The organism is Nonomuraea sp. B208 (assembly GCF_057536035.1).
Window position 1 is genome coordinate 148,421 of the sequence record NZ_BAAJOU010000033.1, and the last position, 16,057, is coordinate 164,477.

At 72.0% G+C, this 16,057-nt stretch carries 17 protein-coding genes; 10 read left to right on the plus strand and 7 right to left on the minus strand.

Annotated elements, in window-relative coordinates; genetic code table 11:
* Positions 1-15 precede the first annotated feature (15 nt).
* Positions 16-762: an SOS response-associated peptidase gene (locus AC27IY_RS46090; protein WP_344217714.1), complete on the plus strand. Its 747-nt coding sequence runs from the start codon at positions 16-18 to the stop codon at positions 760-762.
* Between the two features lie 157 nt (positions 763-919).
* Positions 920-1,252 (plus strand): TraR/DksA family transcriptional regulator, encoded by a 333-nt coding sequence (locus AC27IY_RS46095; RefSeq protein ID WP_091078819.1) that lies wholly within the window; start codon positions 920-922, stop codon positions 1,250-1,252.
* 138 nt (positions 1,253-1,390) lie between these two features.
* Here AC27IY_RS46095 and AC27IY_RS46100 read toward each other — a convergent pair whose 3' ends face one another.
* Positions 1,391-2,134 (minus strand): class I SAM-dependent methyltransferase, encoded by a 744-nt coding sequence (locus AC27IY_RS46100; protein ID WP_344217711.1) that lies wholly within the window; start codon positions 2,132-2,134, stop codon positions 1,391-1,393.
* A gap of 233 nt (positions 2,135-2,367) precedes the next feature.
* Between AC27IY_RS46100 and AC27IY_RS46105 the strand changes: the two genes are divergently transcribed.
* From AC27IY_RS46105 to AC27IY_RS46135, 7 genes are all read left to right on the plus strand, one after another.
* Positions 2,368-2,973, plus strand: coding sequence for a sigma-70 family RNA polymerase sigma factor (locus AC27IY_RS46105; protein WP_329592803.1), 606 nt, complete (start codon positions 2,368-2,370; stop codon positions 2,971-2,973).
* A complete protein-coding gene (gene rsrA / locus AC27IY_RS46110) occupies positions 2,970-3,236 on the plus strand; it encodes a mycothiol system anti-sigma-R factor (RefSeq protein ID WP_344217709.1) in 267 nt (88 codons plus the stop codon). The genes AC27IY_RS46105 and rsrA overlap by 4 nt, the downstream gene beginning before the upstream one ends.
* Before the next feature lie 10 nt (positions 3,237-3,246).
* Complete coding sequence (locus AC27IY_RS46115; RefSeq protein WP_344217707.1) at positions 3,247-4,188, plus strand: NAD-dependent epimerase/dehydratase family protein; 942 nt, start codon at positions 3,247-3,249, stop codon at positions 4,186-4,188.
* Between the two features lie 194 nt (positions 4,189-4,382).
* Positions 4,383-5,738: an HD-GYP domain-containing protein gene (locus AC27IY_RS46120; protein WP_423475563.1), complete on the plus strand. Its 1,356-nt coding sequence runs from the start codon at positions 4,383-4,385 to the stop codon at positions 5,736-5,738.
* Positions 5,735-7,030: an HD-GYP domain-containing protein gene (locus tag AC27IY_RS46125; protein ID WP_364454414.1), complete on the plus strand. Its 1,296-nt coding sequence runs from the start codon at positions 5,735-5,737 to the stop codon at positions 7,028-7,030. The genes AC27IY_RS46120 and AC27IY_RS46125 overlap by 4 nt, the downstream gene beginning before the upstream one ends.
* Before the next feature lie 91 nt (positions 7,031-7,121).
* The gene (locus AC27IY_RS46130) at positions 7,122-8,486 is read left to right on the plus strand and encodes an acetyl-CoA carboxylase biotin carboxylase subunit (RefSeq protein ID WP_487181827.1); all 1,365 of its coding nucleotides are present in this window, start codon (positions 7,122-7,124) and stop codon (positions 8,484-8,486) included.
* 32 nt (positions 8,487-8,518) lie between these two features.
* Positions 8,519-8,731 (plus strand): biotin/lipoyl-binding carrier protein, encoded by a 213-nt coding sequence (locus AC27IY_RS46135; RefSeq protein WP_329590226.1) that lies wholly within the window; start codon positions 8,519-8,521, stop codon positions 8,729-8,731.
* Between the two features lie 19 nt (positions 8,732-8,750).
* Here the strand turns inward: AC27IY_RS46135 and AC27IY_RS46140 are convergent, their stop codons facing one another.
* Complete coding sequence (locus tag AC27IY_RS46140) at positions 8,751-9,140, minus strand: thioesterase family protein (RefSeq protein WP_329590228.1); 390 nt, start codon at positions 9,138-9,140, stop codon at positions 8,751-8,753.
* 273 nt (positions 9,141-9,413) lie between these two features.
* On the opposite strand from AC27IY_RS46140, the gene AC27IY_RS46145 reads away from it, so the two are divergent.
* On the plus strand, positions 9,414-10,985 hold the full coding sequence (locus AC27IY_RS46145) for a serine/threonine protein kinase (protein WP_487181828.1): 1,572 nt from the start codon (positions 9,414-9,416) through the stop codon (positions 10,983-10,985).
* A gap of 3 nt (positions 10,986-10,988) precedes the next feature.
* Here the strand turns inward: AC27IY_RS46145 and AC27IY_RS46150 are convergent, their stop codons facing one another.
* The 5 genes from AC27IY_RS46150 to bioD form a co-directional block, all read right to left on the minus strand.
* On the minus strand, positions 10,989-12,635 hold the full coding sequence (locus AC27IY_RS46150; RefSeq protein WP_423446638.1) for an acetolactate synthase: 1,647 nt from the start codon (positions 12,633-12,635) through the stop codon (positions 10,989-10,991).
* 40 nt (positions 12,636-12,675) lie between these two features.
* A complete protein-coding gene (locus tag AC27IY_RS46155; RefSeq protein WP_487181829.1) occupies positions 12,676-13,452 on the minus strand; it encodes a DUF4097 family beta strand repeat-containing protein in 777 nt (258 codons plus the stop codon).
* Positions 13,449-14,105: a response regulator transcription factor gene (locus AC27IY_RS46160; RefSeq protein ID WP_364454398.1), complete on the minus strand. Its 657-nt coding sequence runs from the start codon at positions 14,103-14,105 to the stop codon at positions 13,449-13,451. Before AC27IY_RS46160 ends, AC27IY_RS46155 begins: the two co-directional genes overlap by 4 nt.
* Positions 14,096-15,256, minus strand: coding sequence for a sensor histidine kinase (locus AC27IY_RS46165; RefSeq protein WP_423446633.1), 1,161 nt, complete (start codon positions 15,254-15,256; stop codon positions 14,096-14,098). Before AC27IY_RS46165 ends, AC27IY_RS46160 begins: the two co-directional genes overlap by 10 nt.
* A 66-nt stretch (positions 15,257-15,322) precedes the next feature.
* The gene (bioD, locus tag AC27IY_RS46170) at positions 15,323-16,045 is read right to left on the minus strand and encodes a dethiobiotin synthase (RefSeq protein WP_449958693.1); all 723 of its coding nucleotides are present in this window, start codon (positions 16,043-16,045) and stop codon (positions 15,323-15,325) included.
* Positions 16,046-16,057 lie beyond the last annotated feature (12 nt).

Below are 16,057 nucleotides of genomic sequence, written 5' to 3' on the forward strand. Positions count from 1 at the left end.
TGGCAGGGTGGGGTCATGTGCGGTAGATACGCCTCGGCGCGCAAGAAGCACGAGCTCCTGGAGGAGTTCCAGGTCGAGCTGGACGGCGAGCCCGACAAGGAGCTCGGCCCCGACTACAACGTCGCGCCCACCAAGAACGTCTACGCGATCATGGACCGCGTGCCCGACGAGGGCGACCGCGCGGTGCGGCAGCTCAGGGTCGTCAAATGGGGCCTCGTGCCCGCCTGGGCCAAGGACCCGTCGATCGGCTCGCGCATGATCAACGCCAGGATCGAGACGGTGGCGGAGAAGCCGTCCTACCGACGGGCGTTCGCCAAGCGCAGGTGCCTGCTGCCCGCCGACGGCTACTTCGAATGGATGCCGGTCGAGGGCGAGAAGCGTAAGAAACAGCCCTACTACATTCATCCGGCCGACGGCGGGGTGCTGGCGATGGCCGGCCTGTACGAGTTCTGGAAGGACCCTTCGCGCGCCGACGACGACCCGCTCAAATGGCTCGTCACCTGCACCGTGATCACCACCGACGCGGAGGACGACCTGGGCCGCATCCACGACAGGATGCCCATGATGATCGAGCGGGAGCGCTGGGCCGAATGGCTCGATCCCAAGCTCACCGACCCCGCCGAGGCCACCCGGCTGCTGGTGCCGGCCGAGCAGGGGAGGCTCACCGCGTACGCGGTGTCGACCGATGTCAACAACGTCAGAAACAATGGGCCCGACCTCATCAAACCTCTCCCCGAACAAGAGGAGACCGCCCTTTTCTGAAGGTGTAGGAAGTGCGGGAAATGGGCATCCGGTGAGGAAAGCGCGTGCATTCGTTTACTCGAGGTCACCGCCGCACATGCCCCTTTGACTGCACCGGGCGGAACAGCCGGGGAGTTCTCGCCACGGGCTGCTTCCTTTCACCCGGAGGTGCGGATTCGTGGACGTCACGACCGCTCGTGAGCGGCTGGAAGACATGCTGGCCGAACTGGACCGTTCGATCGCCGTTCTGCAGGGAGACCCGGTCGCGGTGCGCGAGCACCACGCGGCCGACGCCGGCTCCGACCTGACCGACGCCGATCGCGCCCGCGCCATGCTGACCGTGGCGGGGACGCAGCGCGACGCGGTCGTCCAGGCGCTCAAACGCCTGGAGGAAGGCGTGTACGGCCGCTGCGTCGACTGCGCCAGACCGGTGCCCGAAGGCCGCCTGGAGGCGCGGCCGGAGGCCGCCAGGTGCGTCGAGTGCCAGGGCAAGCGGGAGCGGCGCCGCTGAGCGGGCTCCCAGCCCTGCCGCGGAAGAAGGTCCCCAGCCCTGCCGCTGAGCAGGTGCCAGGTCCTGCCGCGGGAGAAGGACCCCAGCCCTCCGGGAGCGCCGCCGGCCACGAAGAACGGCGGTCACCCCCTGAGGGCGTCAGCCCTTCTTCCTGGCGCTGGCCACGAGGTGGATGCCCACGGTGTCGTCGTCGTCCGGGTGGGCCTCCAGCTCGGTGCGGACGAGCCAGGTCAGTGAGCGCGCGTCGGAGCCGAGCACGTGGTCGACCGTGGACGGCGACAGCACCGTGCGCGGCCGCACCCACTCCACCTCAAGGCCGGCGCCGATCAGCAGCTCGCGCAACTGCCCGCTGCTGAAGCAGCGCGTGATGCTGCCGTCGGGCCAGGGCACGAGCATGACCTCGCCGGTCTGCCGCAGGTGCTGCCACTGCTCCTGCTCGGCCAGGATCGCCATGCCGAGGACCAGCGAGTCGACGCACACCAGCGCCCGGCCGCCCGGCCGCAGCACCCGGGCGACGTCGCTCATGGCCGACTCCGCCATGAGCTCGATCGACATCACGCGCTCCTCGGCGAGCACCGCGTCCACGCTCGCGTCGGGGAGAAACGCCAGATCATCGGCGCGTATATGACGAACCCGGTCAGCGTCCCGCAACCGGGACTGCAGGTCCACGGTACGGCGGAAGTCCAGCAGTTCGATCACCTTGTGCCCGGCCCTCGCCGCCTGCCCGGACCAGCGCCCACGGCCGCCGGACAGGTCGAGGATCACGGAGGGGTCGGCGGGAAGCCAGCGGTTGAGTTGTTCGGCGGCGACGGCGCGGTAGAACGTCCAGTACGGCCCGAGCGTCCCTGAGCCGTTGAGTTCCTCGGCCGGAATGGGCAGCACACGCGACTCCTGGGTGACGGAAAAAGGGCTACCAGCCGGTACGTATGACGTTCCCCGCACCGGGTCCTTCGTACCTTCTATCTTGCGGGAACAGACGGGGGCGCGGGGATGTTGCGACGAGCATGCTCACATTGGCAGCGCCCCTCCCCGATGCCAGGCCCGCCCTGGGCCAGCGGGTATCCTTCCCCGAGTACGGTGACCCGCAGCAGCCGGCCACCGGTGATCTTAGGGGGGTGGGTCCGGTGCCCGCGACAGGCGCGGAGACGCTGGAGCAGCGGAGCGAGCGATTCGAACGCGACGTCATGCCGTATCTCGAACAGCTCTACAGCGCCGCGCTCCGGATGACCCGAAATCCCGCGGACGCGGAAGACCTCCTGCAGGAGACCTTCGCCAAGGCGTTCGCGTCGTTCCATCAGTTCCAGCAGGGCACCAACCTCAAGGCGTGGCTCTACCGGATCCTCACGAACACCTTCATCAACAGCTACCGCAAGAAGCAGCGCGAGCCCAAGCAGTCCGGCACCGAGGAGATCGAGGACTGGCAGCTCGCGCGGGCGGAGTCCCACACCTCGAGCGGCCTGAAGTCGGCCGAGGTCGAGGCGCTGGAGCACCTGCCCGACGGCGACATCAAGCAGGCCCTCGCGGCGTTGCCCGAGGAGTTCAGGATCGCGGTCTACCTGGCCGACGTCGAAGGCTTCCCCTACAAGGAGATCGCCGACATCATGGGCACTCCCATCGGCACCGTGATGTCGAGGCTGCACAGGGGACGCAGGCAGCTGCGGGGCCTCCTTGAGGACTACGCCCGTGAGCGCGGCCTGGTCCCGGCGGAGGAATCGAAATGAGCTGTGGCAACCCACATGACACGGACTGTCGCGAGGTGCTCGACAAGGTCTACGCCTATCTCGACGGCGAGCTGACCGAGCACGACGTCGTCGAGATCCGCGTGCACCTCGACGAGTGCAGCCCGTGTCTGAAGGAGTACGACCTCGACAAAGCGGTCAAGGCGCTCGTAGCCAAACATTGCGGCTGTGATCCCGTCCCCGCAGACCTTCGCTCGAAAGTGCTGGACCGAATCGCACAGGTGAGAGCCGACCTCGCCGACTAGGATGCTCCCCATGCGCGTGTTGGTCACCGGGGGTGCCGGGTTCATCGGATCGAACCTCGTCGATCGGCTGCTTGCCGACGGCCACGAGGTCCATGTCGTGGACGACCTGTCCTCCGGCAGCAGGGACAACCTGACCGGGGCGGCGGGGAGCGAGCGGTTCCGGCTGCACGTCCTCGACGTACGCGAGCCGGCCCTGGTGGGCCTGGCCGCCGAGGTGCAGCCGGAGGTCATCTGCCACCTGGCCGCGCAGATCAGCGTGCGCAAGAGCGTCGCCGACCCGGTGCACGACGCCTCCGTCAACGTCGAGGGCACCGCCCGCGTCCTGGAGGCGGCGCACGAGGGCCGCGCCCGCAAGGTGGTCTTCGCCTCGTCCGTGGCGGTCTACGGGCGGCCTGCCACCATTCCGGTGCCCGGTGACGCGGCGACCGATCCGCGCTCGCCGTACGCGGCCTCCAAGCTGAGCGGCGAGATCTACCTCGCCACCTTCCGCGCCCTGCACGGCATCGAGTACACCACGCTGGTGCTCTCCAACGTCTACGGCCCCCGCCAGTCGCCCCAGGGCGAGGCCGGCGTCGTGTCGATCTTCACCGACGCCCTGCTCAACGGCACGCCGACGGTCGTCTTCGGCGACGGCACGCAGACCCGCGACTACGTCTTCGTCGAGGACGTCGTGGACGGCTTCGCCCGCGCCTGCGGCCAGCGCGGCGACGGCCGCAGGTTCAACCTCGGCACCGGCATCCAGACCACCGACCGCCGCCTGCACTCCCTGATCGCCGACGCCGCCGGCGCGCCCGACAAGCCGGGCTTCGCCCCGGCGCGGCTCGGCGACCTGCCCGCCATGGCCGTCGACCCGGTGCCCGCCCAGGTCGGGCTCGGCTGGGAGCCGCGCACCGACCTCGCGACCGGCATCAAGCAGACCGTCGAATGGGCGCGCTCGCATCGCCGCACGTAGTGGCTTGATTACGCTTTGCTTGCGATTCTCCGGCCGGCCGGTGCGGCCGCGTCGTCTTCTGTAGCGTTGAAGCCCAGAAGTCGACGTGGAGGCATCGCATGGTGAAGGTGACGGTCGCCCGGACGCCTGCGCGGGCCGGCGGCGTGACGCCTCGCGGCGTGTCCTGGACCTGACGACGCCGGAGGGGGAGCCGCATGCGTGACCTGCCATGGCCCGCGAGGGTCTACCTGGTCGCCGTCATCGGCGCGGCGGCCGCGCTCATCGCCCGCGCCGGGATGGTCTCCGGCATGCCCGTGGCCACCGGGGACCTCGACGTCCTGCTGGTGCTCGCGCTGCTGTTCCTCGTCTGCGAGTCGATGCCCACGCTGCTCAACGTGGAGCAGTTCGCGGTGTCGGTCAGCTTCTCCGCCTCGCTCGCCGCCGTGGTGCTCATCGGCCCCGAGGGCGCGGCCCTGGTGGGGCTGACCGCGGTGCTGAGCGTCCGGCCGGGGCTGCCGCTGATCAAGCGCCTCTTCAACGGCGCGCAGTTCGCCATCTGCGGCTACGCGGCCGGGCAGGTCTACCTCGCGCTCGACGGGCGGGTCGGCGTGCCCCAGGTCAACGCCTTCGACGACCTCATCGGGCCCTACGCCGCGGCCACCGCTGTTTTCGTGCCGCTCAACATCGTGCTCACGCTCACCATGGTGGCGCTGGCCACCGGGGTGCGGGACACCGAGGTGCCGATGCGCGGGATGGCGCAGTTCCTGCTGTCTTATCTGGGTTACGGCACGTTCGGGCTGCTGGTGGCCGGGCTCTGGGCGACCGTGCAGTCGATCTCGGCGGTGCTGGTGCTGCTGCCGCTGTTCGTGGCGCGGTGGGCGTTCGGGCAGTATCACGCGCAGCAGCGCTCGTACGACGCCACCATCGCCGCCCTGTGCCAGGCCGTGGAGACCAAGGACTACTACACGCGGGGCCACTGCACGCGCGTCTCGCACGCCTCCTCGATGATCGCGCAGGAGATCGGCATGGGCCTGGAGCGGGTGCGGGCGATCCGCTACGCCGGCATGCTCCACGACGTCGGCAAGCTCGGCGTGCCCACCAAGGTGCTGCAGAAGGACGGGCCGCTCACCGAGGAGGAGTTCGCCGCGATCCAGCTCCATCCGATGCGCGGCCTGGAGATCGTCCGGGGCATCGGCTTCCTCGACGAGGCCTACGCCGGCATCATGCACCACCACGAGAAGCACGACGGCACCGGCTACCCGATGGGCCTCGCGGGCGACGAGATCCCCGAGTTCGCCAAGGTCATCGCGGTCGCCGACGCGTTCGACTCGATGACCTCCGACCGCTCCTACCGCGGGGCGCGGCCGGTGCCCGTCGCCGTCGAGGAGCTGCGCAAGAGCGCGGGCACCCACTTCGACCCCGTCATGGTCGACGCCTTCATCCGGGCGCTCGAACGCGAGCCGTGGCAGCCACCGCGCCGGGTCGACCCGCCGCCGCCCGAGGCCGTCGCCACGACCATCAAGGACCACGACGACCCCACCACGCCCATCCAGGTCGTGACCGGGCCATGATCGCCACCGGACGTGTCGCGCGCACCACGGGACGCTCGTTCAGCACCGTCCTGCGCAGGCTCGACTCGGGCCAGCTGCTGCTCATCTGCGCGGCCGGCCTGGTCGCCGTGGCGGGCGTCGCCCACACCGCCACCGTCGGGCTCGACCGGCCGGAGATCGCCGTCGGGTTCGGCGCGCTGATCGCGGTCGGCGAGCTGGCCAGGCTCACCATGCCGGGCAACCGGGAGGTCGCGCCCATCGGGGCCGCCGCCGCGCTCGGCTACACCCTGCTGCTCGACCTCAGCCAGAATCCGCTGACCCACTCCGCGCTGCAGGTCGTGGCGGTGATCGCGGTCGGCATGGCGGCGGGGGCCGCGCCCCACCTGGCCGTGGGCCGCCCGCCCCGGCTGGACGCGATGGCCCGCAGGCTCCTCACCGGCGCGCTGCTGGCCTTCGCCTTCCGTCCGCTGGCCGATCCGCTCCGCCGGATGACCGAGCCGCCCACCAGCACCTGGTGGCCGGCGCTCGCCGTGATGGTCACCCTCATCGCCGTCAGTCTGCTGGTCGACGTGCTGATCGCCGCCTGGCTGCGGGCCGAGCAGGTGCGCACCGCGTTCCGGGTGGCGGTGCGCGACGAGCTCAACATGGCCTTCCCGCTCGGCGCCGCCGTGGCCGCCTCCGGCGTGCTGCTGGCGCTCGCCACCCACAGCATGGACCTCGTCGCGCTGCTGGTGTTCGCCGCGCCGCTGCTGGTCACGCAGGTGGCCTTCCGCAAGTACGCCGGCATCCGGGCGACCTACCTGCAGACCGTGCGCGCGCTGTCGCGGGTCACCGAGGTCGGCGGCTACGTCGAGCCCGGCCATTCGCGCCGGGTGAGCCGCCTCGCCGTGGCCGTCGGCAGGGAGCTGGGCATGGCCGAGCCCGAGCTGCTGGAGCTGGAGTACGCGGCCCTGATGCACGACATCGGGCAGCTCTCGCTGCGCGATCCGATCCCCGGCGGCGCGACCGTGCTCACCGAGCCCGAGCAGGCCCGCCGCATCGCCGAGCTGGGCGCCGAGGTCATCAGGCAGACCGGGGTGCTCGACCGGGTGGCCGAGGTGGTGCGGCGGCAGTGCGACCCGATCTCCGCCGACCCGCCGCTGTCCAGCCGGATCATCAAGGTCGCCAACGCCTACGACGACCTGGTGGGCCCCTCGACCGACCGCGACCGGGCGGGGGCGGCGCTGGAGCGCATCCGCTGCGCGCCGGGCGGCGCGTACGATCCGCACGCGCTGGAGGCGCTGGCCCGGGTGATCGACCGGGGTCGGCTCTGACCCCATTGTGGGGTTCCTACAGTTCGGCTCCGCCGGATCGGTGGTTTCGGGCGAAAGGGGAAAAGCCACCCGCGGTCATAGGGTAATCCGCGTGCTGACTGAGACGCTCGGACCCGTTCTGATCGCCAACCGAGGGGAGATCGCGCGCCGGATCATCCGCACGGTCAAACGGATGGGCCTGCGGGCCGTCGCCGTGCACTCGGAGGCCGACGCCGACCTGCCGTTCGTACGGGAGGCCGACGAGGCCGTGCTGCTCGGCCCCGCCAACCCCGCGCAGAGCTACCTCGACGTCGCCAAGGTGCTGGAGGCGGCCCGCGCCACCGGAGCGCGGGCGATCCACCCCGGTTACGGGTTCCTCTCGGAGAACGCCGCCTTCGCCCGCGCCGTGGTCGCGGCCGGGATGACCTGGATCGGGCCGTCGCCGGAGGCCATCGACCGCATGGGCGACAAGATCAACGCCAGGAACCTCATGGAGGCCGCCGGCGTGCCGGTCGCGGCGGGCACCCGCGAGCCGGTCACCGACCTGTCGCTCGCGCTGCGGGCCGCCGAGCGCATCGGCTACCCCGTCATGGCCAAGACCGCGGGCGGCGGCGGTGGCATCGGCATGAGCGTGGCGCACGACGACGAGGCGCTGGCCAAGGCGTACGAGCAGGCGGCGCGGGCGGCGTCCAGGTTCGCCGGCGACGCGCTCGACGGCCCCGCGGTGCTGATCGAGCGCTACATCGAGCGGGCCCGTCACGTTGAGGTGCAGATCCTGGGCCTGCCCGACGGCCGGGTGCTGGCGCTCGGCGAGCGCGACTGCTCGGTGCAGCGCCGCCACCAGAAGGTCGTCGAGGAGTCGCCGTCCCCCGGCATCACCCCCGAGCTGCGCGAGCGCATGCTGGCCGCCGCGGTACGGGCCGGCGAGGCGGTCGGCTATCTCGGCGCGGGCACGGTCGAGTGCCTGGTGGACGCCGACCAGCAGGACTTCGTGTTCCTGGAGATGAACACCAGGCTCCAGGTGGAGCACCCGGTCACCGAGCTGGTCACCGGCCTCGACCTGGTCGAGCTGCAACTGCGGGTGGCGGCCGGCGAGAGCCCCGACCTCGACGTACGGCCCCGCGGGCACGCGATCGAGTTCCGCGTCTACGCCGAGGACCCCAAGCGCTTCTTCCCCGGCCCCGGCGTCATCACGACCTGGGACGAGCCGGTCGGCGAGGGCGTACGGGTCGACTCGGGCTACGAGGCGGGCAACACCGTCACGCCGTTCTACGACCCGCTCATGGCCAAGCTGTGCGTGTACGGCGAGGACCGCGCGGACGCCCTGGCCAAGGGGCGCAAGGCGGTCGAGGCGTTCGCGGTCGCGGGACCCAAGAACAACCTGCCGTTCTGCGCCGAGCTGCTGGACAACGAGGAGTTCGTCAGCGGCGACTACGACACCGCGCTCGTCGCGCGGATGCGCGGCGGACGGGCCTAGAGTGAACACATTGACGAAAGAGGGGAGCCCCGGTGGCTGAGGTACGCGCTGAGATGGTGGCCAACGTCTGGAAGGTCCTCGTGAGCGAGGGCGACACCGTCTCGGACGGCGACACGCTGGTCATCCTGGAGTCCATGAAGATGGAGATCCCGGTGCTCGCCGAGGACGACGGCGTGGTCGCGCAGCTCAAGGTCGCCGAGGGCGACGTGATCCAGGAGGGCGATCTCATCGCCGTCATCGACTAGCCGCCCGCCCGCCGCCCGGTCAGCCGAGACGGCGCTGCGCGCCCGCGAGGAACTTGTGCCGGTCGACGACGACGCGCTCGATCGTCCCCTGGCCCACGACGCCGCGCTTGTCGTGGGCCTCGAAGGCGAAGACCAGCCGGCGGCCGTCCACCTCGGTCAGCTCGACGCCGATCTGCACGTGCGTGCCGAGCGGGCTGGCCGCGAGATGTTCGAGCGCCACCCTGGTGCCGACGGAGGTCTCGCCGGGCGCGAGGTGCTTCTCGACCGCCTGTACGGTCGCGGCCTCGGCGAGCGCGAGCAGGCGCGGCGTGGCCAGCACGGGCACGTCGCCGCTGCCGGCCCGCTTCGCGGTGTCCGACATCTCGACCATGATGAGCAGTTGAGAGCGGAGACCAGGAGCGAGCGTCATGGGGTCAGCCTAGCGACAGGGATGCCGACTTCCCGGAAACGCGGACAAGTGCCACCACAAGGCCCCAGGATATGGTTTGTACGGCTTAAGACATTTGAGTGGCATGTGGGTCAGGTGAGTCGTACACTCTCTGAGTTCCGTGACCACTGTGTTACCTCGCCGCGACACAAGTTCGCTTTGTTGGGAACCCGCGGGGGCGAGAGGTTACAGAGGTAGGAGGGTAGCGGGGGAATCATGGTGGCCCAAGGAACCACACTGGCGGGGCGGTATCGCTTGGATACCCGCATCGGCGCCGGTGGCATGGGCGAGGTGTGGCGGGGTGAGGACACCGTCCTCGCTCGCACCGTCGCCGTCAAGGTGCTGCTTCCGGGCCGCATGCAGGACCCCGGCTTCGTCGCTCGCTTTCAGGGGGAAGCGCGGGCGATGGCCACGATCAACCACTCCGGCGTCGTCGACGTCTACGACTACGGGGTGAGCGGCGACACCGTCTATCTGGTGATGAAGTTCGTCGACGGCGAGCCGCTCGACCGGCTGCTGGCCCGGCTGGGCCGCATCCCGCCGCAGGCGGCCATGGAGCTCATCGCGCAGGCCGCCTCCGCCCTGCAGGCCGTCCACGACCAGGGCATCGTGCACCGCGACGTCAAGCCGGGCAACCTGCTCGTGCAGCGCGACGGCACGCTCGTGCTCACCGACTTCGGCATCGCCCGCTCCGACCTCGCCAACCGGCTCACCGACGCCGGCATGGTGCTGGGCACGGCCGCCTACTGCGCGCCCGAGCAGGCCGAGGGCGCGCCCGTCACGCCCGCCGTCGACATCTACGCGCTCGGCGTGGTCGCCTACGAGTGCCTGGTGGGGCAGCGGCCGTTCGACGGTGACAGCGCGGTCACGATCGCGCTCAAGCACATCCGCGAGGCGCCGCCGCCGCTGCCGGCCGACATCCCGCAGCCGGTGCGCGCCCTGGTCGAGATCGCGCTGTCGAAGGACCCGGCCCGGCGCTTCCCGTCGGCCAGGGCCATGAGCGACGCGGCCAGGGCCGCCGGCAGCGGGCAGGCCCCGGCCCTTCCCGAGCCGTCCCCCGGCCAGGCGCCGCCCGTCACCGGCGCCACGATGGCGCCCCCAACGGACTACCCGCAGCAGAGCGGCCATTACGAGCAGGGCGGCCACTACGCCGAGACCGGCCACTACGAGCAGTACAAGACCGGCGCCCACCTGCCGGCGCAGGAGCAGACCACGATCGCCGAGCGGCGCGGCGGGCGGCGGGCCGCCAAGGCGCCGCGCAGGGGCGGGCTGGTCGCGGCCATCGCCGCCGTGGTGGTGCTCGGCGCGGGCGCGACCGCGGTCGCGCTCACCGGCATGACCACCGATGCGCCGCCGCAGGTCACGCCCAGCACCGATCACATGGACGCCGAGTCGCCCACGCCGACGGTGACCAAGCGCAAGAAGAAGCCCACCTTGTCGCCCACCCCCAGGACGGTCACCACCCGGCCGCAGCCGGTGGAGACCTCGGAGGAGCCCACCCCGACGCCCACGCCGACCCCGACGCCCACGCCGACCCCCACGAAGACCCCCACCAGCACGCCGGCGTCCACGGCGAAGAAGGCGGAGGTGCCCCAGCTCGTCGGCATGCGCTACCAGGACGCGCAGGCGGCGGTCGAGTCGTCCGGGTTCACCGCGCGCGTCGAGAACAACACGGTCACCACGGACGGCCTGCGCTGCGGCAAGATCTCCGCGCAGTCGCCGAAGGGCGGGACGATGCTCGAAGTGGGCAAGGTGGTCAAGATGGTCGTCATCGACGGCGGCTGCGAGTCGCCGAGCCCGACGGCCAGCCCGACCACCTCCAAATAGCGCTCAGACCCCCGTCGTGTTGCGGGGGTAGGCGATCTGCGGGTCGGTGGCGATGTTCACCATGTAGGGGATGCCGGAGTCGAACGCCCTGCGCAGCGCCGGGCCGATCTCCGACGGGTCGGTGACCAGCTCGCCGCCCCCGCCGAGCGCGGTGACCACCTGGTCGTAGCGGCAGTTGGGCTGCAGCTCGGCGGCCACGTCGTAGCCGTACAGCAGCTGCATGGGGTGCTTCTCCAGGCCCCAGATGCCGTTGTTGCCGCAGATCATGACGACCGGGAGGCGGTGGCGGACGAGCGTGTCGACGTCCATCAGCGAGAAGCCGGCCGCGCCGTCGCCGAGCAGCAGCACCACCTGCGAGGACGGGCGGGCCAGGCGGGCCGCGATGGAGTAGCCGAGGCCGGTGCCGAGGCAGCCGTACGGGCCCGGGTCGAGCCAGTTGCCGGGGCGGCGCGGCTCGACGTATTTGCCGGCGTAGGAGACGAAGTCGCCGCCGTCGCCAATCACCACGGCGTCGTCGTCCAGGACCCGGTTGAGCTCGCCGTAGATGCGCATGGGGTGGATCGGGTCGGCGTCGGCGGCCAGCAGCTCGGCGTCGCCCGCGATGGCCGCAGCGGCGGCCTCGGAGAGCTTGGAGACCCAGGAGGCGTACGCGTCCGGCTTGACCCCGGCGTCGCCGCAGGCCGCGCCGAGGCCCCAGAACACCACCGACAGGTCGCCGGCGGCCTTGGCGGCCGGCTGCATGTGCGTGGCGAGCTGCGAGGGCGCGTCGACGATGTGCACGACCCTGGCCAGCGGGGCGCCGTCCTTGCCGCCGAACCAGCCGTAGCCGAGCCGGAAGTCGAGCGGCGTGCCGATCACGACCACCAGGTCGGCCTGGGCGAAGGCGAGCCCGCGGGCGCGCGTCACGAGCAGCTCGTGGCCCGCGGGCAGGATGCCGCGGCCCTGGCCGTTCGGGATGACCGGCAGCCGCCAGGCCTCGGCGAAGTCGCGGGCGGCCTCCTCGGCACGGTCCATCCACACGTCGGAGCCGTAGACCAGCACCGGGCGCTCGGCCTCGGCCAGCAGCCGGGCGATGGCCGCCAGGTCGTCGGGGTCCGGCTCCAGCGGCGACGGCGTCTGCGTCTCCACCGCGTGCGGCTCGGAGGGGGCGAACAGGTGGTCCATGTAGAAGTCGAGGAAGACCGGGCCGCGGTGCGGCGCGACCGCCGTGCGGAAGGCCATCTCGACGTCCTGGCCGACCGAGTCGGCCCCGCTCGCGGTGAACGACAGCTTCGTGATCGGTTCGAGCAGCGGCGGGTGGTCCATCTCCTGCAGTGCGCCGCTGCCCCAGCGGGACTGGGGCGCCCGGCCGCCGAGCACGACCACCGGCGAGCCGTTGAAGTGCGCGGTGGCGACCCCGCTGACGCCGTTGGTGATGCCGGGACCGGCGGTCAGCACGGCGAGGCCCGGCTTCCTCGTCAGCCGGGCGGTCGCCTCGGCGGCGAACACGGCGCTCTGCTCGTGGCGTACGTCGAGGATGCGCATGCCCTCGTGCACCGCGCCGTCGTAGAGCGGGAAGACGTGCCCTCCCGACAGGGTGAACATGGTCTCGGCCCCATAGGCCTTGGACACGGCGACGGCCACGTCACCGGCATGCTTCGCAGACTCCATGCCGGGAACTTACCAACCAGTCACACTCGTAAACAGACCTTCACCGGCAGCACACCGACACCGTGCCCGTGTGGGTGCTGACCTCGATCTTCCGTGGCGCGGCCATGTCCCTTTCGACGGCGAGTGTGACGTTGGTGCCGGAGGCCGTCACGGCGTACGGCGCGGGCGGGACGACGACAGTGACGTCGCCCCTCGTGCGCACCACGGCCCGCACGGACGTCGGCCGGCCGGTGAACGCCATCCGCACCTCGCCCGCGCCCGTCTCCAGGTCGGCGGACTCGCCGCCCAGCCCGCCGGCGTCGATGTCGCCGCTGCCGGTCCGCGCCCAGATCGGCCCGGCGACCCCGTCGAGCCGTACGGTGCCCGAGACCGAGGTCAGCCGCAGGCTGCCGAACAGGTCGTCCGCGGAGAGCTCCCCGGCGGTCGTCCCCGCCACGACGTCGGTCTCCGGCGGCACGAAGACCGTGTAGTCCGCCTGGCAGAGCGAGCCGTCCGGCTGGCCGGAGCCGGGGCAGTCGGTGCCCAGCCGCAGCGTGGCGGCGGCGGGGTCCCAGTTCTCCGACACCTTCGGCCGTTCCTTGGACCAGCTCAGCGACCGGCTGATCAGCAGCTCGCCGGCCCGGCCGGGCACGATGGACAGGTTGATCGGCGTGGCCGTCGCCTTGATCTCCACCGTGTCGCCGTCGAACGGGATCGACCGCAGGCCGATGACGACCGGCTCGCGGGCGCGGGCGAAGGCGGTCCAGAGCGCCGCCGTGGACCAGACGAGCGCGATCACGGTCGCCATCGCGCCGGCGGTCAGCCAGAGTGCCCTCACGGCGAGCTCCTGATCTTCAAGAACTGGAGCACGGCCAGCACCCGCCGGTGGTCGCCCTCGGCGGGGGACAGGTCGAGCTTGGTGAAGATGTTGCCGATGTGCTTGCCGACCGCGCCCTCGCTGAGCACCAGTGCCTGGCCGATGCCGGCGTTCGAGCGGCCCTCGGCCATGAGCTGGAGCACCTCGTGCTCGCGGGGCGTCAGGCGTTCCAGGGGGTGGCTGTCGCCGCGCACGATGAGCTGCGCGACCACCTCGGGGTCGAGCGCGGTCCCGCCGGAGGCCACGCGGCGCAGCGCGTCGATGAACTCGGTCACGTCCGCCACCCGGTCCTTCAGCAGGTAGCCGACGCCGCCGTTCGCGGCCGAGGCGAGGAGCTGGGCGGCGTAGCGCTCCTCGACGTACTGGGAGAGCACCAGGACCGGCAGCCCCGGCTGCTGGCGGCGCAGCACCAGCGCGGCGCGCAGGCCCTCGTCGGTGTGCGTGGGCGGCATCCGCACGTCGGTGATCACCAGGTCGGGCCGGTGCTCCTCGGCCGCCCGCAGCAGCCCCTCGGCCTCGTCCACGGCGGCCACGACCGTCATGCCGGCGGCGTCGAGCAGCCGGATCAGCCCCTCGCGCAGGAGTACGGAGTCCTCGGCCAGCACTACGCGCACGGCAGGTCCACCTCGATCGTGGTCGGGCCGCCGAGCGGGCTGGAGAGCCGGAGCGCGCCGTCCACGGCGTCGACGCGCTGGGCCAGGCCGCGCAGCCCGGTGCCGCCGTCCATGCGGGCGCCGCCGCAGCCGTCGTCGTGGACGAGCACGTGCAGGCGGTCGCGCTCGCGCCGCACGCTCACCTCGGCCCTCGTGGCCGCGGCGTGCTTGGCGATGTTGGTGAGTGCTTCGGACACGATGAAGAAGGCCACCGCCTCGATGGTCGGGGTGACGCGTCGCTCGATGTCGACGCGCAGCTTGACAGGGAAGGGGGCGCGGGCGGCGACGCCGGACAGCGCCGCGTCGAGCCCCTGGTCGTTGAGCACGGCGGGGTGCAGGCCTCGGACGAAGTCCCGCAGCTCCTTCAGGGCCTGCTTGGCCTCCTCGTGGGCCTGCGCGATGGCGTCCCGCGCCGGCTCCGGCAGGTCGGTGAGGGTGGCGCGGGCCAGCCCCAGGTTCATGGCCAGCGACACCAGGCGCTGCTGGGCGCCGTCGTGCAGGTCCCGCTCGATCCTGCGGCGCTCGGCGTCGGCCGCGTCGATCACGCCCGCCCGGCTCTCGGTCAGCGTCTCGATCCGCTGCCCGAGCTCCGAACGGCTCGGGCCGAGCAGCGTACGGGCCACGAGCAGGTCCAGCGCCGCCATCCCGCGCGCCAGCACCGGCGCGAGCAGCAGCAGCGCGAGCCCGACGGCCATGAAGACAGCCACCACCCGCCCGTCGCGCAGGTTGAACTCGAACTGCAGCGGCGGCCGCTCGATCTTGTCCGGCAGGAACGCCAGCAGCCCCACCACGGCACCGCCCCAGGCGAGCGCCACCAGGACCGCGGCGCCCAGCCCCACGACCGGCGACAGCAGGTGGTAGCCGATCTGCCGCCACGTGGCCGCGCTGCGCAGGGTGCTCGGCGTGTGCACGGGCGGGATGCGCGCCCCGAGGAACGCCTCGAACCGGGAGCGCTGCAGCCGCGTGAACAGCGGCAGGCCGCCCCGCAGCACGGGCGGCACGGCGATCGCGACCAGCGTCGAGCCGGCCAGCATCACGGCGACCGGGAGGCCGATCATCACGTGCGCCGTGTCCAGCCAGGCACGCGCCGACCACGGGCGGGGGACCTTCATGGCCTCAACGGTATTGACCGGGGCGATGGACGCGAAATGGGCTTGGTGTGCCGTTCGACGGTGGGGCTAGCCCCACCCTCCGATCAGCTGGCGGAACGCGGACGGGTCGAACGCGCCGCCCAGCGTGGGACCGAGGCTCCGGCGGGCCACGTCCGCGAACGCGTCCCCGTCGAGGGCGCCCACGCCGTCCGGGAGCGCGCCGGCCAGCGGCCGCGCCGCCAGCATCTCCAGATCGGCCGCCGTGCTGCGCTCGACCGGGCCGGGCTCCGCCGGCCAGCGCCCAATCACCAGCCCGGTGAGGTCGAGCCCGCGGTGGGCCAGCGCCTCCAGGGTCAGCGCGGCGTGGTTGACCGCCCCGCGCCCTGAGCCGGACACCACGAGCACCTGGGCGCTCAGCAGCCGCGCGAGGTCGGCGATGGTGGCGCCGTCCTCGTCGTAGCGCTCCAGCAGCCCGCCGCTGCCCTCCACGAGCACCAGCCGGTTGCTCTCCGCCAGCTCGCGCACCAGCAGCGCCACCGCCGGCAGGGACACCGGCGGCAGGCCCGCCGCCCGCGCCGCCGCGGCCGGGGAGAGCGGCTCGGCGAAACGGCCGAGCTCGAACGTCGTCGTCACCCCCGACAGCCGCATCACCGTGTCGAGGTCGCCGGGCGCGCCGGCGGCCAGCCCGGACTGGGCGGGCTTGACCACGGCCACCCCCGCGCCCCTGGCTCGCCCGAGCGCGGCCACGGCGGCCGTCACCACGGTCTTGCCCACCGTCTCGCCGGTGCCTGTGACGATCAGTACGCTCACCCGGCCAGCCTA

What these genes read in the sequence shown, in the direction of transcription:
- AC27IY_RS46140 (WP_329590228.1), bottom strand. Translation starts at nt 9,140, where the DNA reads ATGACGCTCGCTCCTGGTCTCCGCTCTCAACTGCTCATCATGGTCGAG.
- AC27IY_RS46150 (WP_423446638.1), bottom strand. Translation starts at nt 12,635, where the DNA reads ATGGAGTCTGCGAAGCATGCCGGTGACGTGGCCGTCGCCGTGTCCAAG.
- rsrA (WP_344217709.1), top strand. Translation starts at nt 2,970, where the DNA reads ATGAGCTGTGGCAACCCACATGACACGGACTGTCGCGAGGTGCTCGAC.
- AC27IY_RS46125 (WP_364454414.1), top strand. Translation starts at nt 5,735, where the DNA reads ATGATCGCCACCGGACGTGTCGCGCGCACCACGGGACGCTCGTTCAGC.
- AC27IY_RS46120 (WP_423475563.1), top strand. Translation starts at nt 4,383, where the DNA reads ATGCGTGACCTGCCATGGCCCGCGAGGGTCTACCTGGTCGCCGTCATC.
- AC27IY_RS46090 (WP_344217714.1), top strand. Translation starts at nt 16, where the DNA reads ATGTGCGGTAGATACGCCTCGGCGCGCAAGAAGCACGAGCTCCTGGAG.
- AC27IY_RS46115 (WP_344217707.1), top strand. Translation starts at nt 3,247, where the DNA reads ATGCGCGTGTTGGTCACCGGGGGTGCCGGGTTCATCGGATCGAACCTC.
- AC27IY_RS46165 (WP_423446633.1), bottom strand. Translation starts at nt 15,256, where the DNA reads ATGAAGGTCCCCCGCCCGTGGTCGGCGCGTGCCTGGCTGGACACGGCG.